This window comes from Paraburkholderia ginsengiterrae, assembly GCF_001645125.1.
Lineage (GTDB): Bacteria > Pseudomonadota > Gammaproteobacteria > Burkholderiales > Burkholderiaceae > Paraburkholderia > Paraburkholderia ginsengiterrae.
The window spans coordinates 176,423-200,615 of the sequence record NZ_LXKA01000011.1; the positions used below are offsets into that span (position 1 = coordinate 176,423).

Annotated in this window: 19 protein-coding genes, 1 tRNA gene and 2 pseudogenes; 17 read left to right on the top strand and 5 right to left on the bottom strand. The window is 61.4% G+C overall.

Annotated elements, in window-relative coordinates; translation table 11 throughout:
• Positions 1–62: 62 nt before the first annotated feature.
• Positions 63–1,169, bottom strand: a complete 1,107-nt coding sequence (locus tag A6V37_RS00845) for an aromatic ring-hydroxylating oxygenase subunit alpha (protein WP_064271013.1) — start codon at positions 1,167–1,169, stop codon at positions 63–65.
• Positions 1,170–1,454: 285 nt separating this feature from the next.
• Here A6V37_RS00845 and A6V37_RS00850 point away from each other — a divergent pair, with 285 nt between their 5' ends.
• The 4 genes from A6V37_RS00850 (at position 1,455) to folE2 (ending at position 5,674) form a co-directional block, all read left to right on the top strand.
• Positions 1,455–1,763 (top strand): exodeoxyribonuclease VII small subunit, encoded by a 309-nt coding sequence (locus tag A6V37_RS00850; protein WP_064271012.1) that lies wholly within the window; start codon positions 1,455–1,457, stop codon positions 1,761–1,763.
• Positions 1,760–2,641 carry a polyprenyl synthetase family protein gene (locus A6V37_RS00855; RefSeq protein WP_064271011.1) on the top strand — a complete coding sequence of 294 codons (882 nt, stop codon included), beginning with the start codon at positions 1,760–1,762 and terminating at the stop codon, positions 2,639–2,641. Before A6V37_RS00850 ends, A6V37_RS00855 begins: the two co-directional genes overlap by 4 nt.
• Positions 2,642–2,726: 85 nt before the next feature.
• Positions 2,727–4,634 carry a 1-deoxy-D-xylulose-5-phosphate synthase gene (gene dxs, locus A6V37_RS00860; RefSeq protein ID WP_064271010.1) on the top strand — a complete coding sequence of 636 codons (1,908 nt, stop codon included), beginning with the start codon at positions 2,727–2,729 and terminating at the stop codon, positions 4,632–4,634.
• A gap of 233 nt (positions 4,635–4,867) precedes the next feature.
• Entirely contained in the window at positions 4,868–5,674 is an 807-nt protein-coding gene (folE2, locus tag A6V37_RS00865) for a GTP cyclohydrolase FolE2 (protein ID WP_064271009.1), read from the top strand.
• Positions 5,675–5,748: 74 nt separating this feature from the next.
• Here the strand turns inward: folE2 and tsaD are convergent, their stop codons facing one another.
• Positions 5,749–6,777, bottom strand: a complete 1,029-nt coding sequence (tsaD, locus tag A6V37_RS00870; RefSeq protein WP_064271008.1) for a tRNA (adenosine(37)-N6)-threonylcarbamoyltransferase complex transferase subunit TsaD — start codon at positions 6,775–6,777, stop codon at positions 5,749–5,751.
• A 122-nt stretch (positions 6,778–6,899) separates the two neighbouring features.
• On the opposite strand from tsaD, the gene A6V37_RS00875 reads away from it, so the two are divergent.
• The 8 genes from A6V37_RS00875 to A6V37_RS00910 all read left to right on the top strand — a co-directional run bounded on the left by A6V37_RS00875 (position 6,900) and on the right by A6V37_RS00910 (position 15,054).
• On the top strand, positions 6,900–8,117 hold the full coding sequence (locus A6V37_RS00875; protein WP_064271007.1) for a BaiN/RdsA family NAD(P)/FAD-dependent oxidoreductase: 1,218 nt from the start codon (positions 6,900–6,902) through the stop codon (positions 8,115–8,117).
• Between the two features lie 68 nt (positions 8,118–8,185).
• Positions 8,186–8,398: a 30S ribosomal protein S21 gene (gene rpsU / locus A6V37_RS00880; RefSeq protein WP_028196180.1), complete on the top strand. Its 213-nt coding sequence runs from the start codon at positions 8,186–8,188 to the stop codon at positions 8,396–8,398.
• A gap of 192 nt (positions 8,399–8,590) precedes the next feature.
• Positions 8,591–9,037, top strand: coding sequence for a GatB/YqeY domain-containing protein (locus A6V37_RS00885; RefSeq protein ID WP_064271006.1), 447 nt, complete (start codon positions 8,591–8,593; stop codon positions 9,035–9,037).
• 79 nt (positions 9,038–9,116) lie between these two features.
• Positions 9,117–10,988 carry a DNA primase gene (gene dnaG / locus A6V37_RS00890; RefSeq protein ID WP_064271005.1) on the top strand — a complete coding sequence of 624 codons (1,872 nt, stop codon included), beginning with the start codon at positions 9,117–9,119 and terminating at the stop codon, positions 10,986–10,988.
• Positions 10,989–11,090: 102 nt separating this feature from the next.
• Positions 11,091–13,481: an RNA polymerase sigma factor RpoD gene (gene rpoD / locus A6V37_RS00895; protein WP_075643389.1), complete on the top strand. Its 2,391-nt coding sequence runs from the start codon at positions 11,091–11,093 to the stop codon at positions 13,479–13,481.
• A gap of 152 nt (positions 13,482–13,633) precedes the next feature.
• Positions 13,634–13,721: transfer RNA gene (locus A6V37_RS00900), tRNA-Ile, on the top strand.
• Between the two features lie 623 nt (positions 13,722–14,344).
• Entirely contained in the window at positions 14,345–14,530 is a 186-nt protein-coding gene (locus tag A6V37_RS00905; protein WP_064271003.1) for a hypothetical protein, read from the top strand.
• Positions 14,531–14,631: 101 nt separating this feature from the next.
• Positions 14,632–15,054 carry a GlcG/HbpS family heme-binding protein gene (locus A6V37_RS00910; RefSeq protein WP_242665925.1) on the top strand — a complete coding sequence of 141 codons (423 nt, stop codon included), beginning with the start codon at positions 14,632–14,634 and terminating at the stop codon, positions 15,052–15,054.
• 72 nt (positions 15,055–15,126) lie between these two features.
• On the opposite strand, the gene A6V37_RS00915 is transcribed toward A6V37_RS00910, so the two are convergent.
• Positions 15,127–15,549, bottom strand: coding sequence for a VOC family protein (locus A6V37_RS00915; RefSeq protein ID WP_064271002.1), 423 nt, complete (start codon positions 15,547–15,549; stop codon positions 15,127–15,129).
• 270 nt (positions 15,550–15,819) lie between these two features.
• Between A6V37_RS00915 and A6V37_RS00920 the strand changes: the two genes are divergently transcribed.
• Complete coding sequence (locus A6V37_RS00920) at positions 15,820–16,125, top strand: DUF4148 domain-containing protein (protein ID WP_064271001.1); 306 nt, start codon at positions 15,820–15,822, stop codon at positions 16,123–16,125.
• 85 nt (positions 16,126–16,210) lie between these two features.
• On the opposite strand, the pseudogene A6V37_RS41975 reads toward A6V37_RS00920, so the two are convergent.
• Positions 16,211–16,309, bottom strand: a pseudogene (locus tag A6V37_RS41975) (hypothetical protein); the annotation flags it as partial.
• A gap of 344 nt (positions 16,310–16,653) precedes the next feature.
• On the opposite strand from A6V37_RS41975, the gene A6V37_RS38620 reads away from it, so the two are divergent.
• Both A6V37_RS38620 and A6V37_RS00930 read left to right on the top strand, forming a co-directional pair.
• Positions 16,654–17,082, top strand: coding sequence for a (R)-mandelonitrile lyase (locus A6V37_RS38620; protein WP_064271000.1), 429 nt, complete (start codon positions 16,654–16,656; stop codon positions 17,080–17,082).
• A gap of 112 nt (positions 17,083–17,194) precedes the next feature.
• Positions 17,195–18,133: an aldo/keto reductase gene (locus A6V37_RS00930; RefSeq protein ID WP_064270999.1), complete on the top strand. Its 939-nt coding sequence runs from the start codon at positions 17,195–17,197 to the stop codon at positions 18,131–18,133.
• 49 nt (positions 18,134–18,182) lie between these two features.
• On the opposite strand, the gene A6V37_RS43070 is transcribed toward A6V37_RS00930, so the two are convergent.
• Positions 18,183–18,566 carry a DUF427 domain-containing protein gene (locus tag A6V37_RS43070; RefSeq protein ID WP_075643390.1) on the bottom strand — a complete coding sequence of 128 codons (384 nt, stop codon included), beginning with the start codon at positions 18,564–18,566 and terminating at the stop codon, positions 18,183–18,185.
• Positions 18,567–18,831: 265 nt separating this feature from the next.
• Here A6V37_RS43070 and A6V37_RS42985 point away from each other — a divergent pair.
• Positions 18,832–20,049 (top strand): annotated as a pseudogene (locus A6V37_RS42985) (serine/threonine protein kinase); the annotation flags it as partial.
• A gap of 192 nt (positions 20,050–20,241) precedes the next feature.
• Positions 20,242–24,192 carry a trifunctional serine/threonine-protein kinase/ATP-binding protein/sensor histidine kinase gene (locus A6V37_RS00935; protein WP_341272031.1) on the top strand — a complete coding sequence of 1,317 codons (3,951 nt, stop codon included), beginning with the start codon at positions 20,242–20,244 and terminating at the stop codon, positions 24,190–24,192.
• Position 24,193 lies beyond the last annotated feature (1 nt).

Consider the following 24,193-nt stretch of genomic DNA (forward strand, 5'->3'; position numbering starts at 1 on the left):
AAAAGACGGGCCGAAGCCCGTCTTTCCATGTGTTGATGCTGCCCAGCTCTCGCGGGCACCAATCAGATCGTGCCCAGTTCGCGCCGCAGGAACTCGTGGAAGTGTTGCATGCCGTCTTCCATCGGGCTTTGGTACGGGCCGACCTGGGATTCGCCGCGATTCATCAGCGCGCGGCGGCCGGCGTCCATGCGTTCGGCGATCTCGTCGTCTTCGCGGGCCGTTTCCATGTAGGCGGCGCGCTCGGCTTCGACGAACTCGCGCTCGAACAGCGCGATTTCCTCAGGGTAATAGAACTCGACCACGTTGGTGGTTTTCTGCGGGCCGCGCGGAATCAGCCACGACACGACCAGCACGTGCGGATACCACTCGATCATGATGCCCGGGTAGTACACCATCCAGATCGCGCCGAATTCCGGCGGATTGCCGTCGCGGAAGCGCAGCACTGCGTCGTGCCACTTGCGGTACGTCGGGCTGCCCGGCTGCTCCAGATCCTTGTGCACGCCAACTGTCTGGACGCTATACCAGTCGCCGAATTCCCACGTCAGGTCGTCGCAATTGACGAAGCTGCCGAGGCCCGGGTGGAACGGCGCGACGTGGTAGTCCTCCAGATAGACCTCGATAAAGGTCTTCCAGTTGTAGTTGCACTCGTGCACTTCGACATGATCGAACATGAAGCCCGAAAAATCGAAGTGCTCTTTCGTGCCGAGGCGTGCCAGATCGCGCGCGACATCGCGCCCCTGCGCTTCGAACAGCAGGCCTTGCCAGTTCTGCAGCGGCGTGGCGCCGAGATTCAGGCAGGGGTTGTCGGCGAAATGCGGTGCGCCCAAGAGCTGGCCGTTCAGGTCGTACGTCCAGCGGTGCAGGGGGCAGACGATATTCTCCGTCTGGCCGCGGCCGTTGAGCATGATGGCTTGCCGGTGGCGGCACACGTTCGACAGCAGTTCGACTTGCGACTGCTGGTTACGGACGAGCACACGCCCTTCTCTCTCGCTCGGCAAAGCAAAATAATCCCCCGCTTCGGGCACCATGAGATCGTGGCCGATGTAACGAGGACCTTTCTTGAAAAGGGTGTCGATTTCGCGCGTTAGAAGCGCTTCGTCAAAGTAAGCCGTGACTGGCAGCTGGCTGTGGACAGACCGCAACTGCAATGCATTGCTCAGATTGGACATTCCCACTCCCGTGAAGATGAAAGCAGTGAACAACCCAACCATCGATAGATTCGATTTAGGGAGCCCGCTAGTATATCAGTTTCCCCTCCCTGGGGGCGCTTAAGTGTCTGATTTGGGTCAAAAAAGTTTGGAAAGTTCGACTTTTTCGCCGCAGACTGATCGTTTTTTTTCTGCGAGACTGCTAGGGCTGCGCAACGGGCGAGGACGGGGCGTAGAGCGGCGAGCAGATCGGAAAAGTTGCTTTTGCCGTAGAATGTCCGACTTGTTTTAATTTTGCGACTATTCATGGCGAAGACCGCGTCGAAAGAACCTGCTGCCACGCCAGCCGAAGGCGTCGACACCACGCCGCTGCCCGAGAACTACGAGGCCGCTCAGGCGGAGCTGGAAGGACTGGTTGCACGCATGGAAGGCGGCAATCTCAGTCTCGAGGAGTCGCTCACCGCCTACCGGCGCGGTGCGGCCCTCGTGGCGTTTTGCCAGCAGCAGCTCGAGAAGGTTGAGCAGCAGGTGCGCGTGCTCGACGGCGAGACGCTCAAGCCGCTGCCCATGAATACCGCAGGCACAGCCGCTACTGAAAGCGGGGACGACCTATGACATTCGAACAATGGATGCGCTCGGTGCTCGAGCGCGTCGAAACGGCACTCGAACATTACTTGCCGGCCGAGACGACCGAGCCCGCCACCCTGCATGAGGCCATGCGCTATGCGGTGCTGGGCGGCGGCAAGCGGGTTCGCCCGCTGCTGTGCCATGCGGCCGGCGAGCTGACCGGCGCGCGCGCCGAGTGCCTCGATGCGGCCTCGGCGGCGCTGGAAATGATCCACGTGTACTCGCTGGTCCACGACGACATGCCGTGCATGGACGACGACGCGCTGCGCCGTGGCAAGCCTACGGTGCACGTCAAGTATGACGAGGCGACGGCGTTGCTGGTTGGCGACGCGCTGCAATCGCAGGCGTTCGTCGCGTTGACGTCGGATGTTCTGGCCCCGGGCCAGCAGGCTTCACTCGTGCGTGAACTGGCGCTCGCGAGCGGCTCGATCGGCATGTGCGGCGGGCAGGCCATCGATCTGGCGAGCGTCGGCCACACACTGACGCGCCCGCAGCTCGAAACCATGCACCGGATGAAAACCGGCGCCCTGCTGCGTGCCGCGGTGCGCATGGGCGCGCTGGCGGGCGAAACGCCGGACGCGGTCGCGATGCGTTCGCTGGACGCGTATTCGGCTGCTGTCGGCCTCGCGTTTCAGGTCGTCGACGACATTCTCGACGTCACGACCGATTCCGCGACGCTCGGCAAAACGGCGGGTAAGGACGCGAAGGACGGCAAGCCGACCTACGTGTCGATCATTGGGCTCGACGCGTCGCGCGCGCTCGCAGCCCAGCTGCGCAGCGACGCGCACGCTGCCTTGGCGCCGTTCGGCGCACGGGCGCAGCGTCTTGCCGAATTGGCCGACCTGGTGGTGAACCGGGTTAGCTGAACGCGAAAGCCCGCCGCCGCGCACCTTCTTGACGAGGTGCATGTATGAAGTGCGGGCGCGTAAGTTTTCCTACAATGGAACGACGATGTACGACTTGCTGAAAACTATAGACGACCCGGCAGCTCTGCGCCGCCTCGATCGCCGCCAATTGCAACCGCTTGCTGACGAGTTGCGTGCCTTCGTGCTCGACAGCGTGTCGCAGACAGGCGGCCATCTTTCGTCCAACCTCGGCACGGTCGAGTTGACCATTGCTCTGCATTATGTGTTCGACACGCCGCACGACCGGATCGTCTGGGACGTCGGCCATCAAACCTATCCGCACAAGATCCTGACGGGCCGCCGCGAGCAGATGCATACGCTGCGTCAGCTCGGCGGCATCTCGGGATTCCCGAAGCGTGACGAGTCCGAATACGACACCTTCGGCACCGCGCATTCCAGCACCTCGATTTCGGCCGCGCTCGGCATGGCGGTCGCGAGCAAGCTGCAGGGTGACAACCGCATGGGCATCGCCGTGATCGGCGATGGCGCGATGACGGCCGGCATGGCCTTCGAAGCGATGAACAACGCCGGTGTCGAAGACGACGTGCCGCTGCTGGTCATCCTGAACGACAACGACATGTCGATTTCGCCGCCGGTCGGCGCGCTGAACCGCCATCTGGCGCGTCTGATGTCCGGCCGCTTCTACGCCGCCGCGCGCGCGGGCGTCGAGCGCGTGCTGCGCGTCGCACCGCCTATGCTCGATCTCGCCCGCAAGCTCGAAGAGCACGCGAAGGGCATGATCGTGCCGGCCACGCTCTTCGAAGAGTTCGGCTTCAACTACATCGGTCCGATCGACGGCCACGACCTCGATTCGCTGATCCCCACGTTGCAGAACATCAAGGAACTGCGCGGTCCGCAATTCCTTCACGTCGTGACGAAGAAGGGCCAGGGCTACAAGCTGGCCGAGGCAGATCCGGTGCTGTACCACGGCCCGGGCAAGTTCAATCCGGCAGAAGGCATCAAGCCGGCAACCACGCCGTCGAAGAAGACCTACACGCAGGTGTTCGGCGAATGGCTGTGCGACGCCGCCGAACTGGACGCACGCGTGGTCGGTATCACGCCGGCCATGCGTGAAGGCTCGGGCATGGTCGAGTTCGAGAAGCGCTACCCGGATCGCTATTTCGACGTGGGCATTGCCGAACAGCACGCGGTAACGTTCGCCGGCGGCCTGGCGGCGGAAGGCATGAAGCCGGTGGTCGCGATCTACTCGACCTTCCTGCAACGCGCTTACGACCAGCTGATCCACGACGTCGCGCTGCAGAACCTGCCGGTGGTGTTCGCGATCGACCGCGCGGGTCTGGTCGGCGCGGACGGCGCGACGCACGCGGGTGCTTACGACCTGGCGTTCATGCGCTGCATCCCGAACATGACGGTGATGGCGCCCGCGGACGAAAACGAGTGCCGCCAGATGTTGTACACCGCCTTGCAGCAGCCGAATCCGACGGCCGTGCGCTATCCGCGTGGCGCCGGCACGGGTGTGGCAACGGTCAAGCAGATGGCGGCGCTGCCGCTCGGCAAGGGCGAGGTGCGTCGCGAAACGTCGCAGCCGGCTGGCAAGCGCATTGCGATCCTGGCTTTCGGCACGATGGTGGCGCCGTCGCTGGCGGCTGCCGAGCAACTGGACGCCACGGTTGCGAACATGCGCTTCGTGAAGCCGCTGGACGCCGATCTGGTTCGTCACCTGGCCGAAACGCACGACGCCATCGTCACGGTCGAAGAAGGCTGTGTGATGGGCGGCGCGGGTTCAGCGTGCGTCGAAGCCCTGCTTGAAAGTGGCGTAATGCGGCCCGTGCTGCAATTGGGCCTCCCCGACCGGTTCATCGATCACGGGGATCCGGCCAAGCTGCTGGCTGCGTGCGGTCTCGACGCAGCGGGTATCACGAAGTCGATCCGCGAACGCTTTCTGTCGAGCGGCGCAGTCGGCGCTCAGTCGTCGGTGAAGCGCGTCGCGTAACGCGTTGCCGCTTGCCGGGCCGTCGCGGTGCTATGGCGGCCATAGCAATCTTCAACTTGAATCGATGGGCCTTCAGGCCCATCATCCAACGCCGGCAGGGGCCGGCGTTCGCCGTTGCGTGCGTTGATCCGCGCGGCCGCCGAGAGCGCCCGAACCTGTCGCTGCGCGACAGCGCATTCGCGGGAGCGCGAACCCTTTGGGGCAGCCCGGCGTTTTCCTGAAAGGACAAGATAATGAATCAGATGAACCCCGCCTTTGTGATGCCCGACGTGCAAAGCACGCCCGACACGCGTCAGATCCCGATTCAGCGGGTTGGCGTGAAGGCCGTGCGTCATCCGTTGACGGTGCGCACACAAGGCGGCGAGGTGCAGCCTTCGGTCGGTACGTGGAATCTCGACGTGCATCTGCCGGCTGAGCAGAAGGGCACGCACATGTCGCGTTTCGTTGCACTGCTCGAAGAGAACAAGGCGCCGCTCGAACCGGCTACGTTCCGCACCATGCTCGCCGCGATGCTCGAGAAGCTCGAAGCCGAGGCGGGCCGCATCGAAGTGTCGTTCCCTTACTTCGTGAACAAGACCGCGCCGGTTTCGGGCGTGCAGAGCCTGCTCGACTACGAAGTCACGCTGACGGGCGAGATCCGCAATGGCGCGACGCGGCTGTTCCTGAAGGTGCTGGTGCCGGTCACGAGCCTTTGCCCGTGCTCGAAGAAAATCTCGCAGTACGGCGCGCACAATCAGCGTTCGCACGTCACGATCAACGCCGAACTGGCGGGCGAGATTGCGGTGGAAGAGCTGATCCGTATCGCCGAGGAAGAAGCTTCGTGCGAACTGTGGGGCATGCTCAAGCGTCCGGACGAAAAGTTCGTCACCGAGCGCGCGTATGAGAACCCGAAGTTCGTCGAGGACCTGGTGCGCGACGTCGCGCAGCGTCTGAATGCGGACGAGCGGGTGGTTGCCTATGTGCTCGAAGCCGAGAACTTCGAGTCGATCCACAATCACAGCGCGTATGCGGTGATCGAGCGGGACAAGCGGGTGGCCTGATACCGGCGCTCGCTGAATGCATGAAAAAAAACCGCTTCGAGAAGCGGTTTTTTTACGGCCCAACACGGTGAAACTCAGCGTGCGAGGGAGGTCAGATCCCAGCGCGGCTTCACTGTGAACGCATAGTCTTTGCCCGCTTGATCGGGCCAGCGTTTCAGCCGCAGGGCGCCGGCCAGCGCGATCATCGCGCCGTTGTCCGTGCACAGTGACAGATCCGGATAGTGCACGTAGAAATTACGCTTCTGCGCGGCCGCGGAAAGCGCCTCGCGCAATTGCCGGTTCGCACCGACACCGCCCGCCACGACCAATCGGTTGAGCTTCGTTTTCTTCAACGCAGCCAATGACTTCGTGGCCAGCACGTCCACTGCCGCATCGACGAAACCACGCGCCAGATCGGCTTTCGCCTGCTCGCAGATATTCGCGCCGCCGAGCTTTTTCGCGTGCGTGAGGACCGCTGTCTTCAGGCCGCTGAAGCTGAAATCGAGGTCGCCGGAATGCAGCATCGGGCGTGGCAGGACGACCGCGCCGGGTGTGCCGAATTCAGCCATGCGGGAGACTTCCGGGCCGCCCGGATAACCGAGGCCGAGCAGCTTGGCGGTTTTGTCGAACGCCTCTCCGGCCGCGTCGTCGAGCGTTTCGCCGAGCGTCTCGTAGACGCCCACGTCCGTCACGCGCATCAATTGCGTATGGCCGCCGGATACCAGCAGCGCGACAAACGGAAAAGGCGGCGGCTCATCCACCAGCAGCGGCGACAGCAAATGCCCTTCAAGGTGATGGATGCCGATGGTCGGCTTGTCCCACGCCATGGCCAGCGAATTGGCGACGCTCGCGCCCACCAGTAGCGCGCCCGCGAGCCCCGGCCCTTGCGTGTAGGCGATCGCGTCGATGTCGGAGCGGACTGAGCCGGCACGCTCCATCACCTCTTCGAGCAGCGGCAGCGCCCGCCGGATGTGATCGCGCGACGCCAGTTCCGGCACCACGCCGCCGTACTCCCGATGCATCGCAATTTGCGAATGCAGCGCGTGCGCGAGCAGGCCGCGCTCCGTGTCGTAGAGCGCGAGACCGGTTTCGTCGCAGGAGCTTTCGATGCCGAGAACGAGCATGATGGGTGGTCGTGAGCCGACGCGCGAGTAACGGCGCGCCGGCTTCGGAAATTGAAGAGGCAAGCCTGAAAGTATAGCAGCGCGGGCAAAGCGCCGCCGAGGCGCAGGTACAATGCGGCCCCATGGAATCCTTCGATATCGCGGTAATCGGCGCAGGCGCGGCCGGCATGATGTGCGCGGCCGTGGCCGGGCAGATCGGCCGTCGCGTGGTGCTGATCGACCACTCGCAGCGCCTCGCGGAGAAAATCCGCATCTCCGGCGGCGGCCGCTGCAATTTCACGAATCTGTACGCCGGGCCGGCGAATTATCTGTCGGCCAATCCTCATTTCTGCCGCTCGGCGCTCGCGCGCTATACGCCGCGCGACTTCATGGCGCTGCTCAAGCGCCATCATGTGACGTGGCACGAGAAGCACAAAGGCCAGCTGTTTTGCGACCAGTCGAGCGACGCAGTCATCAATGTGCTGAAGCACGAGTGTGACGCCGGCCGCGTGGCCTGGCGCACGCCTCTGGCGGTCGAGCAGGTGCGGCGCAGCGACGAAGGGCGGTACACACTGGATACGCAGTCGGGCCCGATCACCGCCCGTGCGCTGGTGATCGCGACCGGCGGCCTGTCGATCCCCAAGATCGGCGCGACCGATTTTGCCTATCGCCTCGCCAAGCAGTTTGGCCACAAGCTGATCGACACCCGTCCCGCGCTGGTCCCTCTGACCTTTGCGGCAGCCGACTGGGAGCCGTTCGCGGCGCTATCGGGCGTGTCGCTCGAAGTGCAACTCGCGACCGGCAACAAGAAGACCGGGGCCGACTTCAACGAAGATCTGCTGTTGACCCATCGCGGCCTGTCCGGTCCAGGTGTCCTGCAGATATCAAGCTACTGGCAGCCGGGCGAGCCGATCCACGTCAACCTGCTGCCGGAGCAGGACGCCACGGCGGCTTTGCTGGAAGCGAAAACCGGCACGAAACGCCAGATCGCCAATCTGCTGTCGGAGTGGGTGCCGCAGCGGCTCGCCCACGTCTGGCTGGACACCCACCAGATTCCCGCCGACGCCCGCGTAGCCGATTTGCCGGACAAGACCCTGCGTCGCGTCGGTGAGGCGCTGTCGCGCTGGACGCTCACCCCGAACGGCACCGAAGGCTATCGCAAGGCCGAAGTGACGCGCGGCGGCGTCGACACGCGCGACCTGTCGTCCACGACGATGATGAGCGCCCGGGCGCCCGGGCTGTACTTTATCGGCGAGGCGGTCGACGTCACGGGGTGGCTCGGCGGCTACAATTTCCAATGGGCGTGGGCCTCGGGCGTGGCGGCCGGAGAGGCCGCCGCGGAGTACGTTCTGGGGGCTTGACGGCACACTGGCTTTGTGAGAAAGCTCTGCTATACTCCTGAACCTTTACAAAGTTCCGTTATTGAAAAATGACGACCATCCGCGTAAAAGACAACGAGCCGTTTGAAGTCGCCATGCGCCGTTTCAAGCGCACCATGGAGAAAAACGGCTTGCTGACGGAACTTCGCGCTCGCGAGTTTTACGAAAAGCCTACGGCTGAACGCAAGCGTAAGAAGGCGGCAGCGGTGAAGCGTCATTTCAAGCGTCTGCGTGGCCAGATGCTACCTAAGAAGTTCTACTGATTCTGGCGTTGCCGCGGTGCCCGTTCAACGGAGCGGCAACATTCAAAACACGGCCCATCGGGCCAGCCGGCAGGGTCGCATCCACTACGCACATTGCGCCAACCCGCTTGAGGAAGCTGTTCCCAAGCGGGCATTCGTGTTGATGCGGTGAGCCTCGCCGGTTTTTCAAATCCCAACGCATTCAGGTGAGTGATGAGTCTCAAGGACCGGATCAACGACGATATGAAAGCTGCCATGCGGGCACGTGAGACCGAGCGTCTCGGCACGGTCCGCCTGCTGCTCGCCGCTATCAAGCAACGCGAAGTCGACGAGCGCGTCACACTCGACGACGCCGCGATCACCGCGGTCGTCGACAAGATGATCAAGCAGCGCAAGGACTCGATCAGCCAGTTCGAAGCGGCTGGCCGCACGGATCTGGCCGACAAGGAAAAGGCCGAAATGGCGATCTTGTCTGCCTATATGCCGGAACAGATGTCCGAAGCGGAGATCGTTGCCGAAGTGCAGGCCGCTGTCGCGCAAACGGGCGCTGCCGGCCCGCAGGACATGGGCAAGGTGATGGGCGTGCTCAAGCCGAAGCTGGCCGGCCGTGCCGACATGACTGCCGTCTCGGCGCAAGTCAAAGCGGCGCTCTCGAAGTAAATTCCTGTATTTCCGCGCGGCGCGTGCCGTCGTTCGACACTGCGGGCCGCGCCGAGCTTTTTAGGTAGCGTGATTTACTGTGATTCCACCGTCATTCCTGCAGGATCTGCTCAACCGCGTCGATATTGTCGACGTGGTCGGCCGGTATGTGCAGTTGAAAAAGGGCGGCGCGAACTTCATGGGGCTGTGCCCGTTCCACAACGAAAAAAGCCCCTCGTTTACGGTTAGTCCGACTAAACAGTTCTATCACTGCTTCGGCTGCGGTGCGCATGGTACGGCCATCGGGTTCTTGATGGAGCACGTCGGCTCGTCGTTTCCGGAGGCGGTCAACGAGCTGGCGCAGTCGGTTGGCTTGACCGTGCCAAACGAACCTTCGCCAGGATATGGCGGTGGTTCGTCAGGCGGCGGCTATGCGCCGGCGGCATCCAAGGCGGTTACCACGGCGCTTTCCGACGTGATGCAGACAGCCTGCGACTTTTATCGCAAGCAACTGCGCGGCGCGCCGACCGCGATCCAGTACCTGAAGAAACGGGGCTTGACCGGCGAGATCGCGGCCCGTTTCGGGCTCGGATATGCGCCGGATGGCTGGCAAAACCTCGAAGCGGCATTTTCGAACTACCGGGACGATTCGCTGGTCGAATCAGGTCTGGTGATCGTCAGCGAAAAGTCCGATGCACAGGGCCAGAACCGCCGCTACGACCGCTTTCGCGAGCGGATCATGTTCCCGATACGCAATGTGAAGGGGCAGGTGATCGGCTTTGGCGGCCGCGTACTGGACAGCGGCGAGCCCAAATATTTGAATTCGCCCGAAACGCCGCTATTTAACAAGGGCAGCGAGCTGTACGGGCTGTTCGAGGCGCGTTTGGCGATTCGCGAGCAGCACTACGTGCTGGTCGTGGAAGGCTACATGGACGTGGTCGCCCTGGCCCAATTGGGGTTCCAGAACGCGGTCGCCACGCTCGGCACGGCCTGCACGCCGATTCACGTGCAGAAGCTGATGCGCCAGACCGACACGGTCATTTTCAGTTTCGACGGCGATTCGGCCGGCCGGCGCGCCGCGCGCCGTGCGCTGGACGCCTGTTTGCCGCACGCGGCGGACAACCGGACCATCCGGTTCCTGTTCCTGCCGTCCGAGCACGATCCGGACAGCTACGTGCGTGAATTCGGCACCGAAGCGTTCGCCGAACAGGTCGAGCGGGCCATGCCGCTGTCGCAGTTCATGCTGAACGAGGTGCTGACCGGCAAGGAACTGGATCAGCCGGAAGGCAGGGCCCGCGCGCTGTTCGACGCCAAGCCGCTGTTGCAGGCACTGCCGGCCAACGCGCTGCGCGCGCAGATCATGCATATGTTCGCCGACCGGCTCGACGTGCCGTTCGAGGAAGTCGCCGCGCTTTGCGAGGTCGACGCGCGCATCGCGGCGGCGGCCCGCGCGGCCCCGGCCCGCAAGGATCGGCGCAGTGTGACCGGGATCGAGGAAAAGACGCTGCGCAACCTGGTGATGCATCCGCGCACGGTGGCCGTGCTCGACGAAGAGGCCGAGCAGGCGCTCCTGACGGTCACGCGGCACGGGGAACTGTTCGAGGAAGTGACGACGCATGCGCGTGCGCTGGGCGACTCGGCGGAGTTTCAGCTGTTGTCCGATCTATTGCGAAACGGCGCTAACGCCCCAACTTTCGAGGAAATCTTTCGCAAAATTCTAGACTATGATGAAAACGTCCGGGATTTGCTGCTGAAGGACCCGGAGGATGCGACCGTCATAGAGGAACGGCGCGAGCAGGAACGGATCGTCGGAGAAGAGCTGAAGGCAGCCATTCTGAAGATGCGGTATGACGCTTATTGCGATCGTCTCGAGCAACTTTCGCGGCAATCCCGGCACACGCCGGAGGAGTTTGCGGAGCTGTCGGAGCTCAATCGGAAGCGGGCTGACATGAAGCGTCAGCTGGGTCTGTAACCGGGAGGCCGGGAGCCTGGGTGCTATAATAAAAGGTTTCCAGCGGTTTGTTTTTTAAGGGTTTTCCAAGCAAAGGCTAAATGCCAAAAGGCGGGCGATGCGATGGCAAAGACTACAGGCGGAAATAAGGCGGCAGGCACACGCTCCACGGAGCCGACCCGAAAGGTCACCGAGGCCAAGTTAGTTTCTTCCGCCAGAAAAACGTCTGCTGTCAGTGTCGCGCCGGTTGCCGGGAAGAAATCCCCGACCACTTCGGCTGCGCGAGCGGAGCCGGTCAGGGCGGCGAAAGCGGTATCACCACCGGCCACGAAGGAGGCGGGTGTCAGTAGCGCAAGGGAAGCGGCTGCCGCGCAGGACGATGCGGCAGTGCGCGAGGTTCCAGTATCCACGGTTCAACCGGCTGGCGTCCACCAGCCGCGAGTCGAGACTACAGCCGGTACGGCGAACTCCATGACGAAAAAGCTGAATGAAGTACCCGTCGATGACGACGCAACCCAAAGCGAAGAAAACCCTGCGGCCGCTCCCGCCAAGGTGGAAAAGGTCAAGGCTCGCGACCGCCGTGCCAAGGAAAAAGCGCTGCTGAAAGACGCTTTCGCGTCCTCGCAGCCCGGCACGGTCGAGGAACTCGAGGAGCGCCGCTCCAAACTGCGCGCGCTGATCAAGCTCGGCAAGGAGCGCGGCTTCCTCACGTACGCTGAAATCAACGACCACCTCCCGGACAACTTCACCGAGACCGAGGCGATCGAAGGCATTATCAGCACGTTCAACGACATGGGCGTGGCGGTGTACGAGCAGGCGCCGGACGCCGAAACGCTGCTGCTGAACGACAACGCGCCGGCCGCCTCGTCCGACGACGAAGTGGAAGAAGAAGCGGAAGTTGCGCTGTCCACGGTCGACTCCGAGTTTGGCCGCACTACCGACCCGGTCCGCATGTACATGCGTGAAATGGGCACGGTCGAGCTGCTTACGCGTGAAGGCGAAATCGAAATCGCCAAGCGGATCGAAGACGGCTTGAAGCACATGGTGATGGCTATCTCCGCGTGCCCGACCACGATCGCCGATATCCTCGCCATGGCCGAGCGTGTCGCGAATGAGGAAATCCGGATCGACGAACTCGTCGACGGCCTGATCGACGCCAACGCGGAAGACGCGGACGGCTTCTCCGCACAGGAAGCGGAAGCGATCGAGAGCGAAGACGAGGACACCGAGGAAGAGGGCGAAGAAGACGAGGAAGAAGACGACGGCGCGGCGCAAGCCACGGCCAACGCGGCGCAGATGGAAGCGCTCAAGCGTGCGTCGCTCGAAAAATTCGCCATGATCAGCGAATGGTTCGACAAGATGCGTCGCGCTTTCGAGAAGGAAGGCTACAAGTCCAAGTCGTACCTGAAGGCGCAGGAAACGATCCAGAACGAGCTGATGACGATCCGCTTCACCGCGCGTACCGTGGAGCGTCTGTGCGACACGCTGCGTTCGCAGGTGGACGAAGTGCGCCAGGTCGAGCGTCAGATTCTGCATACGGTGGTCGACAAGTGCGGCATGCCGCGTGCGGAATTTATCGCGCGCTTCCCGGGCAGCGAAACGGATCTCGAGTGGGCCGACAAGATCGTTGGCGAGGGTCACGCGTATAGCGCGATTCTCACGCGCAATATTCCGGCGATCCGCGAACAGCAGCAACGTCTGCTGGATCTGCAGGCGCGCGTGGTGCTGCCGCTGAAGGACCTCAAGGAAACCAACCGTCAGATGGCGGCGGGCGAACTGAAGGCGCGGCAGGCGAAGCGTGAAATGACCGAGGCGAATTTGCGTCTCGTGATCTCGATTGCGAAGAAGTACACGAACCGTGGTCTGCAGTTCCTCGACCTGATTCAGGAAGGCAATATCGGCCTGATGAAGGCGGTGGACAAGTTCGAATATCGTCGTGGCTACAAGTTCTCCACGTACGCTACGTGGTGGATCCGTCAGGCCATTACGCGTTCGATCGCGGACCAGGCGCGCACGATCCGGATTCCGGTTCACATGATCGAAACGATCAACAAGATGAACCGCATCTCGCGTCAGATTCTGCAGGAAACCGGTCTCGAGCCGGATCCGGCAACGCTGGCTGAAAAGATGGAAATGCCGGAAGACAAGATCCGCAAGATCATGAAGATCGCGAAGGAGCCGATCTCGATGGAAACGCCGATCGGTGACGACGACGATTCGCATCTGGGCGACTTCATCGAAGACAACAACACGGTCGCTCCGGCAGACGCCGCGTTGCATGCCAGCATGCGCGACGTCGTGAAGGACGTGCTCGACTCGTTGACGCCGCGCGAAGCGAAGGTGCTGCGCATGCGTTTCGGTATCGAGATGAGCACCGATCACACGCTCGAAGAAGTCGGCAAGCAGTTCGACGTGACGCGTGAGCGGATCCGTCAGATCGAGGCCAAGGCGCTGCGCAAGCTGCGTCATCCGAGCCGTTCGGACAAGCTGAAGTCGTTCCTCGAAGGGAATTGATCGAGGCTGGTGGCCGATTGACACCGATGTAGTGGTTCGAAGGGGCTTTCCAATTGTTTCGCAGTAGCGAAGCGGTTGCGGAAGCCCTTTTTTCGTGTACTATGTCGGCCAATCGATGAATCGACCCGGCTTTCAGACCGGGTCTTTTTCTTGGGCCGGACGCCGTGCTGGTTGCAGGCAGCGGACTCATAATCCGCCTCCGAAAGGACACCGTGGGTTCGACTCCCACCCGGCCCACCAAGCCTGGCTTGGGTTTGCGGGTTTTTGCTGTCGCCCTGGCGACGGACTGAATCCCAGGCGGGTGCAGTGCCCGCTGCAAAAACTGATGCTTCCTTTTAAACGATATGACGCCCGTTTCGGGCGGCGGACGACGCATTTCCCTGCGTTGCGCGCGGCGAAACTGGCCGCTCGCGCACCATGCTCACGAATGTTTGCGGAGCGCAACGGTTTCCACTTCAGCTGCGGACAGCCAGGTAGTCCGAATGGATCAGCGTGACCGTGGCTCACGCCATTCGTCAGGTATCTGCTTGGCTAGGACATCGAAGGTGAATACGGCGAAGCGGGGCCGTGACGTTGTCGGACCTGAACCCGAGCGTGGTTTGGGTAACGCTGCCAGGCGAGCGCAGTGCGATAGCACTATTGCGGGCATCCACCTACGGAAAGCAGGTGCCTGCCCAGTAAGACCTAAAGTGCCCGACGAGACGCTGTATTTGATCTGCGCACCGACGCGGGCGTCGTCCGATGATTGCACCAACGGCTGTTGGTTCAACGCCCCGGTGCAAACTCCCGAGATCGGCGTTGACAGATATCAATGTTGCAGGGTTTTCGTAGCAAACCCGTACCGGGTTCTAGCATTGCGCGAAATGCTCACGCTGGAAGTTGTTCAGATCGACAGGCCGTCGGGCGTGTGTGTCGAACCCATGCGCGATAGGGCGCGGGTAGTCAACGTCGAAACGGGCAGGGTGCACGGCGAGCGTGTCGGTTTCTGTGCGCACTACTGCCCCTTACCGATCTATTACAACGGCCCGTCGCGGCGCCGCACGGTGTGATCATGAAACGTTTTTTTCTGATCGCGTCACTATGCGTGGCGTAGCTACTGCCGCCAGTAATTCAGGCACAAGAACCGCAGACGTCCGGCTACCACTACATATTGCCGCTCGACGTCGCTCTCGATGCGGCGAAAGAAGCGATTCGCGTGTGCGAAGCGAAGCATTATTGGGTGAGTGCCACGGTGCTCGATATGGATGGGTTGCCGCAAGTGGTACTGCGCGGTGACAGGAGCACGGTACACACTGCTGAATCGAGCATGCGTAAAGCGTTCACCGTCGTGACGCTAGGGCCGGAATTCGGCTTCGACAGGTCGAGTGGCTTTTTCGAATTGATGAAGACGAGTCCGTACGCGCCGCAACTCGCGACCGTGCACAACGTCATGGCGTTGCCGGGCGCAGTAGCGTTCAAGGTAAACGGAGAGATGGTGGGCGCGCTCGGTATCGGGGGCGCACCCGGCGGCGACAAGGATGAGGTGTGCGCTGCCGCGGGCGTAGCGAAGGTCGCGGACCGGTTACCGCACTGAGCCTGCTGCGCGGTATCGCGCATCACGACGGAGACGTTGCGCGTTACTTTCGAACGCGCAACGTGTGCGCGCTCAGGCGGCCGAGACTCGCGGATCGAAGTCGAACTCGAGCCGAATCCCGCCCGGTTCAAAAATCATCGTGTGCCGCTTTGGGCCAGCCCCCAGGGTTTCGGGTGCAAATTGAACTTCAACACCGGGCCATTTGGACACCTTTGAGAATACGTCCTCGAGCGCTGCTCCACTGCCGACGCGCAAGGCCAGGTGATGCAGGCCCACGTTAGTTTTGCGGTCGAATTCCACGCGGCCCGATTGATTCTGCACCTCCCACAGCGTCAGCATCACCCGCCCGTCAGACACGAATGCAGCCGGATATTCCGGCTTCTCTCCGATTTGCGTCCATCCCAAACAACTGATGAAAAAGTCGCGAGTGAGGTTCAAATCGCGAACGGTCAAGCCGATGTGATCGATGCCAAGCGTTAGTGGTTTCGCGGTCATTTGAGCCTCCGGGTTGTGGTGATGATGCTAGCGCAGAAGGACAATGTCGATCGATTGCACGCAGGCGGTGCGATCAGATCGCGATTGATGTAGTTTGGACGCGCATTCGCGTATTGCCGGCCAGTCGATGCCCGCATTCAAGCGCTCCCGGTAAACGATCTCTTGTTCAATCTTGGGTTAACCCTGACAACATTGAAGCATAGACTTCATTCACGGCATCAAACAACTGAGTTTGTTGCAGGCCATCCAACATTAATCGAGGTGTTTGCCATGAAATCAATTATCCGTGCAGCAATTTTTGCCAGCGCTCTGGTGATTCCAGTTGCGTCGTTCGCTCAATCGACGGCGCACACGACACGTGCGCAGGTCCGCGCAGAACTCGCGCAACTTGAGAGTGTGGGTTTTCACGTCGGTGACGGCGATGCGACGCACTATCCTGATGCAATCCAGGCAGCCGAAGCGAGCGTGGCGGCGCGCGATGCATCGGCGAGCAGTTACGGTGGCGTGTCCAGCAGCACATCGCAGTCGGGTAGCCGCGTGTCGGCTGCCGACTGGAATGCAATGTATAGCCGCTGAGCGCCGATAGGCGCGAGGGACGGTTGCTATCGGTCATCGTGCAACCGTCCTGAATCAGATTATTGGTAGTTGAGCATTGGTACGGCTAGTCGTCGTCCGCCGCGTTAGCGTATATAACGATGTCCACCCAGTGGATGTTCGTCACGAATTGCGGCGGGGCATTGAGCTTCGCTTCAACCTTGCGCCAGTCGTAGTCTCATCGCCAATAGGTCGGGAGTTTACGCATCGTTGCGAGTTGCATGCGTTGGGATGCCTTCTACGGTAGCAAAGCGTTCTCGGGTTTGCTGGAGCACATCTCGGTCGGGCGATACGAGGCCGGTGCACATCTGCATTCCGACTCCTTCGCGGGTCACGTCGGCGTCCTCGACGGAGTCTGATGTGTCGCCGTGGTGGATCGCAAATGCACCGCGTCGTCAACTTATCGCCGAGCGCACCTGCCTATAGACTACTCTTAAGTTTCCAGGCGACGCTCCTGGCTTTTCCGACTAGAAGTGCCGGGTAATGTCCCGATACTGAACAGGATCGACCGTGAATCTCAAGCGTGTAGGCTCGGAACCTTCAATGAGAGGCCCTGAAGCGCAATTTACGGGTGCTGTTCGCATCGACCCGTTGAACTTTCCTCCAGAGCCGGCGCGCGTGTCAGTGGTGAGCGTGACGTTTGAACCTGGCGCACGGAGCGCCTGGCATACTCATCCTCTCGGGCAGACGCTTATCGTCACCGCAGGCTGTGGATGGACTCAGTGCGAAGGTGAACCCATCGTCGAAATTCGTGCTGGCGACGTGATCTGGTGCCCGCCGGGTCAAAAGCATTGGCACGGAGCATCCGCTACTACCTCCATGACCCACATCGGAGTTCAGGAAGCTCTGGATGGCGTGAGCGTCGTTTGGATGGAGAAGGTTACCGACGAGGAATATCAGGTCGGGCCTAGTGGCGATGAGCATGGCCACAATCACTAGTAGCGCCGCGAAGCATTTCGGGTGCGCATAGATCCATGGACCTGGCGTCACAATCGCCCGCTCAAGCGTCGGTCCTTCATCGCTGAGCACGAGATAGTGCGGAGGTGTCGTCATGATTGAGTCTTCCGATTTTCGGGGGAGAAGGATGGTGCTTAATCACGGAGGCGGCCGTATGCCCGCAGTCGGATTTGGCACGCTGATTTCCGATGCGGCCACGACGACAAGCGCCACCAGATGGGCGCTGGAAGCCGGATATCGACACTTCGATTGTGCCGAGCGATATCGGAACGAGCGTGAGGTGGGCGAGGCTGTGCAGGTAGGACTTGCAGTCGGAGGGATCGCGCGCGAAGAAATCTTTGTGACCAGCAAGCTATGGAATTCAAATCATCGGCCCGAGCGTGTCGAACCGGCATTCGAGGCAAGTCTTGAAAGACTTGGGCTGGACTATCTGGATCTTTATCTCATTCATACGCCGTTTGCATTTCAACCAGGAGATGAGCAGGATCCGCGCGACGAAAATGGAGATGTCCTCTACGACAAAGGTGTGACTTTGCTCGACACGTGGAGGGCGATGGAAGATCTCGTCGACCATGGAAGATGCCGGGCCATCGGACTGTCTGACATTAGCCTGAACGAAATGCTGCCCCTCTACGAATCGGCAAGAATCAAGCCGGCCGTGGTCCAGATCGAAGCACATCCTTATCTTCCAGAAACGGAACTTCTGGAATTCTGCAAGGAGAGGGAGATAGTGTTTTTGGCTTTTGCGCCATTGGGTCACGGAATAAGGCCAGGGCCGCTCGATGACCCGGTCATCTCGCAGATTGCCGCGCGAGTTGGAAAAACGCCAGCACAGGTGCTGCTCGCCTGGGCGGTGCAACGCGGCACAGCTTTGCTTACAACGCCCAAGACTGCGACCCGGGCGCAGGAGAATTTCAACATCTCTGCCCTCCCGGCAGACGCATTCGACGAGATCAACCGGATTCAGACCAGGCAGAGGTTCAACGAAGTTACGAAGACCGGCAGCCCCGGTTTTATTCCGCGAAGTAGATAATAGTGAAACGTGAACCGTATCCGGAGGCGGTCCCACGACGGCCGCCTCGTCACGATCGAAGTGAGCGGGGGGCACTCAGGGGGCAGATGTAGCGGTGCGGCCAGATTTTCCCCCGATTCGGGTGTGACGGTTCTCCATGGACAGCGCCGGTGAAAAGGCCGCTCGTCTCCAAAAAAGCATCTGGATAAGTCCAGATCGCGGTTCGGGTCTCGCCGATTTCGTAGTAGCTACAGATCCCCTTGTACGGGCAGAAGGTCTGGTATATAACCAGGACGCGTCGACCTGCGGTCGGTACGCGCAAAGTGCCGGCGGCGATCCAACAAGTGGGATGGGAGGCTTCGCCTCCCGCATCATGGGCGATCCGTCGCCAGCAGCGGCGTGACAACAAATAATGCAGATCAATGCAAGTTTGTTTCGTCCAGTACCTCACCATTGCTCAGAGAAATCACTTACCGGCGATGTAAGCGATAGCCGAAAAGGTGAGAGGCGTGGAAAATAATCTCTGAATTCGCAGCATGACAGGGGAGTCCATGGTGGATCTCACCGGATATGAGTTAGAGCCGCTGCACGATGACGGCGACTTCTCACTATATCGCGCTCGGAGACCCAGCCACCCCGTCTCGGTGCTGGCGCTCGTCGCCAGGCGCACGGCCTCGCAGGCCATTACACGCCTCGAGCACGAATATGGATTAGCCGCGATGCTCGATTCCAGCTGGGCGGCTCGTCCCCTCGCGCTCTACCGGCGCAGAGAGCCGCCCATGCTCGTTCTTGACGACGACGGTGGCGAGCCCCTGCATCGCTTACTCGGCCGTCCGCTGGAGCTCACGCGTTTTTTGCGCATCGCCGTCAATCTGGCGAGGGTGGTCTACCACGTTCACCGCTGCGGTCTCGTTCACAAAGACATCAAGCCGGCGAATGTGCTTGTCGACGGAAACGGCAACGTGCGGCTCACCGGCTTCGGCATCGCCTCGCAACTGCAGCACGAACATCAGCCGCCCGTGCCGCCGGAGATCGTTGCCGGGACCTTCGCGTATATGGCGCCCGAGCAGACGGGCCGCATGAACCGCTCGATCGACACGCGCAGCGATCTCTACTCGCTCGGCGTCACGCTGTACGAGATGCTCACCGGGTCGCTGCCGTTCACGGCGTCGGACGCGATGGAATGGATTCATTGCCATATCGCTCGCAGGCCGACGCCGCCAGGAGAGCGCGTCGACGGTATTCCGGCGGTGGTCGAGGGCATCGTTCTGAAGCTACTCGCAAAAGCGGCTGAGAACCGTTACCAGACCGCCGCGGGTGTCGAGGCTGACCTCCGGTCGTGCCTTGTGGCATGGGAGGCGCACCACCGCATCGACCCGTTCCCGCTGGGTGCGCACGACGCGTCCGACCGGCTGCTGATCCCCGAAAAACTGTACGGACGCGAGGCACAGATTGAAGCTCTTGTTACAGCGTTCGATCGTGTCGTGCGCAGCGGGGTGATCGAACTGGTGCTTATCTCGGGCGATCCGGGTATTGGCAAGTCGTCGGTCGTCAACGAGTTGCACAGCGTGCTGGTGCCGCCACGCGGCCTGTTCGCGTCCGGCAAGTTCGACCAGTACAAACGTGATATCCCTTATGTGCCATTTGCACAGGCCTTCCAGACGCTCGTACGCAACCTGTTGAGCAAGAGCGACGCGGAGGTCGAGCCGTGGCGGAACGCGCTCATGGAGGCGCTAGGGCCCAACGGTCAGCTGATTGTGAATCTGATCCCCGAGCTTGCGCTCATCATCGGCGAGCAGCCGCCCGCGCCCGTTCTCCCGCCGAAGGATGCGCAAAACCGCTTCCAGATCGTATTTCGACGTTTTCTCGGCGTGTTCGCACGACCTGGGCATCCGCTCGCGCTGTTTATCGACGATCTGCAATGGGTCGATACGGCGACGCTCGACCTGCTCGCACACCTCGTCACGCATCCGGCCGTGAAGCACGTTCTGCTGGTCGGCGCCTACCGGGACAACGAGGTGGATGCATCGCACCCGTTTGCGCGCACGCTGGAGTCGATCAGCCACGCCGAAGGGAAGGTGCAGCAGATAGCGCTCGCTCCGCTCACGCCGGATAGCGTCACGCAACTCGTGGCTGATTCGCTTCACTGCGACGGCGCGACGGTCGGGCCGCTCGGGCAACTGGTGCACGAGAAGACGGGCGGCAATCCATTCTTCACGATCCAGTTTCTGACGGCGCTCGCCGATGAAGATCTGCTCACTTTCGACCAACGCGCCGCGATGTGGTGCTGGGATCTGCCGCGCATTCATGCGAAGGGTTTTACCGAGAACGTCGCCGATCTGATGGCCGCGAAGCTGAGCAGGTTGCCTCCTCTGACGCGCGACGCGTTGGGGCAGTTGGCGTGCCTCGGCAGCGTCGCCAAAGTCACCGCACTGACGTCGGTTCAGGGCGGATCTGAAAAGACGGTGCACGCGAACCTGTGGGAAGCCGTGCGGACGGGCCTCGTTTTTCGTGTGGCCAACGCCTATGAATTCGCACACGATCGCGTGCAGGAGGCCGCCTACGCGCTCATACCCGCCGACGAGCGCGCCCCCGCTCATCTGCGGATCGGCCGGGCGCTCGTGTCGCGGACCGCGCCAGAAGCGCTTGAAGGTGTCATCTTCGACATCGTCAACCATCTCAATTGCGGCGCGGTGCTGATCGTGTCGGGGGCGGAGCGTGAGCAGGTCGTTGCGTTGAACCTCATCGCAGGCAGGCGCGCCATGAGTTCGGCGGCCTACGCGGCCGCTCGCAGCTATCTGGCGCAGGGCGTCGCGCTGCTGTCGCCCGACGCGTGGACGCAGCGCTACGACAGCACGTTCGACCTCTATCTGGCGTTTTCGGAGTGCGAATATATTGCTGGCGATTTTGTGAAAGCCGACGCTCTGGCCGACATGATGCTCGCCAGGGCGCGCTCCAATCTCGACCGTGCGAAAGTCTTCAGCCTGCGAATGGAGTTGTATCAGCTCGCCGGACGATATGACGAGAGCTTCACTGTCGCGCTCACAGCGCTCCGCGAGTTCGGCATCATCTTTCCCGAGACCGATCAGGACATCCAGGCGGCGGTCGACGGCGGATTGCGGGACATTCGCATCAATCAGGCCGGGCGTCCCATCGGCGAACTGGTCGAGGCGCCGGTAGCGACGGATCCTGCGACCCGTGCGATCGTCAACCTTCTGATTCAGGCGATGCCCTGCGCCTTTGCGGCGCGGCCCGCGTTCTACCCGCTCTTCACCCTCAAGGCGGTCAACCTCTCCTTGCAGCGCGGCAATACCGACAACTCCAGTTTTGCATACGGCAATTACGCGTTAATGCTGGTCTCCCGTCTCGGCGATATCCCCACTGCGGTGCAATTTTCAGAAATGTCGCTAAAGCTGAACGAAAAGTTTGGCAATCGGCGCTTGTATGGAAAGCTGCTTCACCTGTATGGCGCCCATGTCAATTTCTGGCGGTGCCACATTGCGAATAATCTGCCGGTTCTCGAACGGGCGACCGCCGCGTGCCTGGAAGTGGGCGACCTCGTTTTTGCAGGCAACCTCGCATTCAACGCGATTTGGCAGACAATCGAGAAAGGGGCCGTCCTCGACGACGTGCAGACGCTATCGGAAAAGTACGCTGCCCTCGCGCGGGACAGTCACAACGACGCGGTCTACGAGTTGGTCCGGATCGAGCAGCAATTCGTCGCCAGTCTCCGGGGCAAAACGACCGAAACGTTGAAGCTGAACGACGATACATTCGACGAAGCAGCCTGCTTCGAGGCAATCATCAAATCAAACTTCGGCTGTGCGATCGGCGTCTATCACATCATCAAGGTGATGCTTGCCTTCCTTGATGGCCGGTATGCCGACGCATTGAAGGCTGCGGACCGGGCGGAGGCGGTCCTCAGTTCTGTCATGGCACTGTCAATCGAAGCGACCTACCACTTCTTTCATGTGCTCACTTTGACGGCGCTCTATCCGGAGGCATCCGCGGAACAGCAGCAAGCCTACGGGCACATTCTTGCAGCGAAACTCAAGAAGTTCGAAATGTGGGCCGGGCACTGTCCGGAGAACTATCACAACCGCTACGCGCTTGTCCGCGCGGAACTCGCGCGTCTGGAGGGCCGCGATCTCGACGCCATGCGCCTTTACGAACAGGCGGCGCACTCCGCTCGCGAAAACGGCTTTCTACACCACGAAGGCATTGCCAGCGAACTTGCCGGGCGCTTCTATCTAGGCTGTGGTCTCAGGACGAACGCCGATGCGTATTTACACAATGCGCGTCATTGCTTCGCGCTGTGGGGAGCCGACGGCAAAGTCGCGCAACTCGACGGGCAATTCCCCCGCCTCGCCGATCAGGACGGGAGCAAACCTGCATCGACACTCAGCTTCGATTGGCGGCAGTTCGACGCCGCAACGCTGCTCAAGGCGTCTCAGGCGCTTTCCAGCGAGATCGAGGTGACCGGCCTGATCGAGCGCCTGATGACGATAGCGCTGCAGACCGCAGGCGCTGATCGGGGCCTGTTAATCGTGCCGGAGCAGCCCGACGGCTACCGGATCGAGGCGGAGGCGCGCATCAACGGCGACGGGATCGAGTTGAACCGGGGACCGGTTGCCCATTCCGCCGTCCCTGCCGACCTCCTGCGTTACGTGATCCACACGCAAAAGAGCGTCATCATCGACGATGCCCTGGCGTCCAGTCTGTTCTCTGAAGACAACTATCTGTCGCGCGGGACGACCCGGTCTGTGTTCTGTCTGCCTCTTGTCAGACAGGGCAAACTCAGCGGCCTGCTTTATCTCGAGAACACAGCCACTTCGCACGTTTTCACGGCGCGCCGCTCCGCGCTGCTCGACTTGCTGGCATCACAGGCGGCTATTTCGCTGGAGAACACCCGGCTTTATGCTGATCTTCAGGAGCGCGAGGCAAGGGTTCGGCGCCTGGTGGACTCCAACATCATCGGGATCCACATTTGGGACTTTGAAGGCAACGTCATCGAAGCCAACGATGCTTTTCTGCGCATTGTGGATTACAGCCGGGAGGATCTCCTCTCAGGGCGTATCCGGTGGCCCGATCTGACTCCGCCTGAGTGGCATAGCCGCGACGAACTGGCGAGGGTGGAATTGAAGGCCACCGGAAGCGCCAAACCGTTTGAGAAAGAATACTTCCGCAAGGACGGCCGCCGGGTGCCAGTGCTGGTCGGCGCGGCTGCGTTCGGCGACCGCGAGGGGCAGGGTGTCGCTTTTATACTCGACCTGACCGACCAGAAGCGGGCGCAACAGGAAGTACGCGACAGCGAACGACGATATCTCGAACTCCAGATGGTACTGGCGCATTCAAATCGCGTGGCAACGATGGGCCAACTATCGGCATCGATTGCCCACGAAGTGAAGCAGCCAATCACTGCAATGGCTGCCTATGCCAGTGCGGCCTTGCGCTGGCTGGCGGCGCGGCCGCCCAATCTCGACGAAGTGCGTCAGGCGCTCAACCGGATTGTCGCGGATAGCGGCCGCGCCAATAACATCGTCGACCGAACCCGCGCCTTCTTTAGAAAAGAACCGCTGCGAAAAGATGGCCTCGACATCAATGAAGCGATTCTTGAACTGATCGCGTTCATGCGAGGCGAAGCCGACAAGTCCGGCGTCGAGCTCGCTGTACAGCTTGTTGAAGGACTGCCGCAGATACATGGCGATCGGGTACAACTGCAGCAGGTGATGCTCAATCTGATCATCAACGCCCTTGAGGCGATGAGCGCAACGACGGTCGGCGCGCGAACGCTTTTGATCCGAACCGGCAAGACCGACGACAACGAACTCTGCGTTACCGTGCAGGATTCGGGACCGGGCGTTGACGCCGGGCATCTGGAAGGCGTCTTTGAGGCATTTTTTACGACCAAACCCAACGGCCTTGGGATGGGACTGCCAATCTGCCGCTCGATCGTGGAAAGTCACGGAGGACGGTTATGGGTGACGTCGAACTCTCCCGGGGGCGCCATCTTTCAGTTCACGTTGCCTGCGCAAGGCAACGTATCGCATCCCGGCAACGATCAGGCGATCGCGAAATAGA

Excerpts from the sequence above, each read along its gene's own strand:
- A6V37_RS00845 (WP_064271013.1), bottom strand. The coding sequence starts at position 1,169 with ATGTCCAATCTGAGCAATGCATTGCAGTTGCGGTCTGTCCACAGCCAG.
- A6V37_RS00850 (WP_064271012.1), top strand. The coding sequence starts at position 1,455 with ATGGCGAAGACCGCGTCGAAAGAACCTGCTGCCACGCCAGCCGAAGGC.
- A6V37_RS00855 (WP_064271011.1), top strand. The coding sequence starts at position 1,760 with ATGACATTCGAACAATGGATGCGCTCGGTGCTCGAGCGCGTCGAAACG.
- dxs (WP_064271010.1), top strand. The coding sequence starts at position 2,727 with ATGTACGACTTGCTGAAAACTATAGACGACCCGGCAGCTCTGCGCCGC.
- folE2 (WP_064271009.1), top strand. The coding sequence starts at position 4,868 with ATGAATCAGATGAACCCCGCCTTTGTGATGCCCGACGTGCAAAGCACG.
- tsaD (WP_064271008.1), bottom strand. The coding sequence starts at position 6,777 with ATGCTCGTTCTCGGCATCGAAAGCTCCTGCGACGAAACCGGTCTCGCG.
- A6V37_RS00875 (WP_064271007.1), top strand. The coding sequence starts at position 6,900 with ATGGAATCCTTCGATATCGCGGTAATCGGCGCAGGCGCGGCCGGCATG.
- rpsU (WP_028196180.1), top strand. The coding sequence starts at position 8,186 with ATGACGACCATCCGCGTAAAAGACAACGAGCCGTTTGAAGTCGCCATG.
- A6V37_RS00885 (WP_064271006.1), top strand. The coding sequence starts at position 8,591 with ATGAGTCTCAAGGACCGGATCAACGACGATATGAAAGCTGCCATGCGG.
- rpoD (WP_075643389.1), top strand. The coding sequence starts at position 11,091 with ATGGCAAAGACTACAGGCGGAAATAAGGCGGCAGGCACACGCTCCACG.
- A6V37_RS00905 (WP_064271003.1), top strand. The coding sequence starts at position 14,345 with ATGCTCACGCTGGAAGTTGTTCAGATCGACAGGCCGTCGGGCGTGTGT.
- A6V37_RS00915 (WP_064271002.1), bottom strand. The coding sequence starts at position 15,549 with ATGACCGCGAAACCACTAACGCTTGGCATCGATCACATCGGCTTGACC.
- A6V37_RS00920 (WP_064271001.1), top strand. The coding sequence starts at position 15,820 with ATGAAATCAATTATCCGTGCAGCAATTTTTGCCAGCGCTCTGGTGATT.
- A6V37_RS00930 (WP_064270999.1), top strand. The coding sequence starts at position 17,195 with ATGATTGAGTCTTCCGATTTTCGGGGGAGAAGGATGGTGCTTAATCAC.
- A6V37_RS43070 (WP_075643390.1), bottom strand. The coding sequence starts at position 18,566 with ATGGTGAGGTACTGGACGAAACAAACTTGCATTGATCTGCATTATTTG.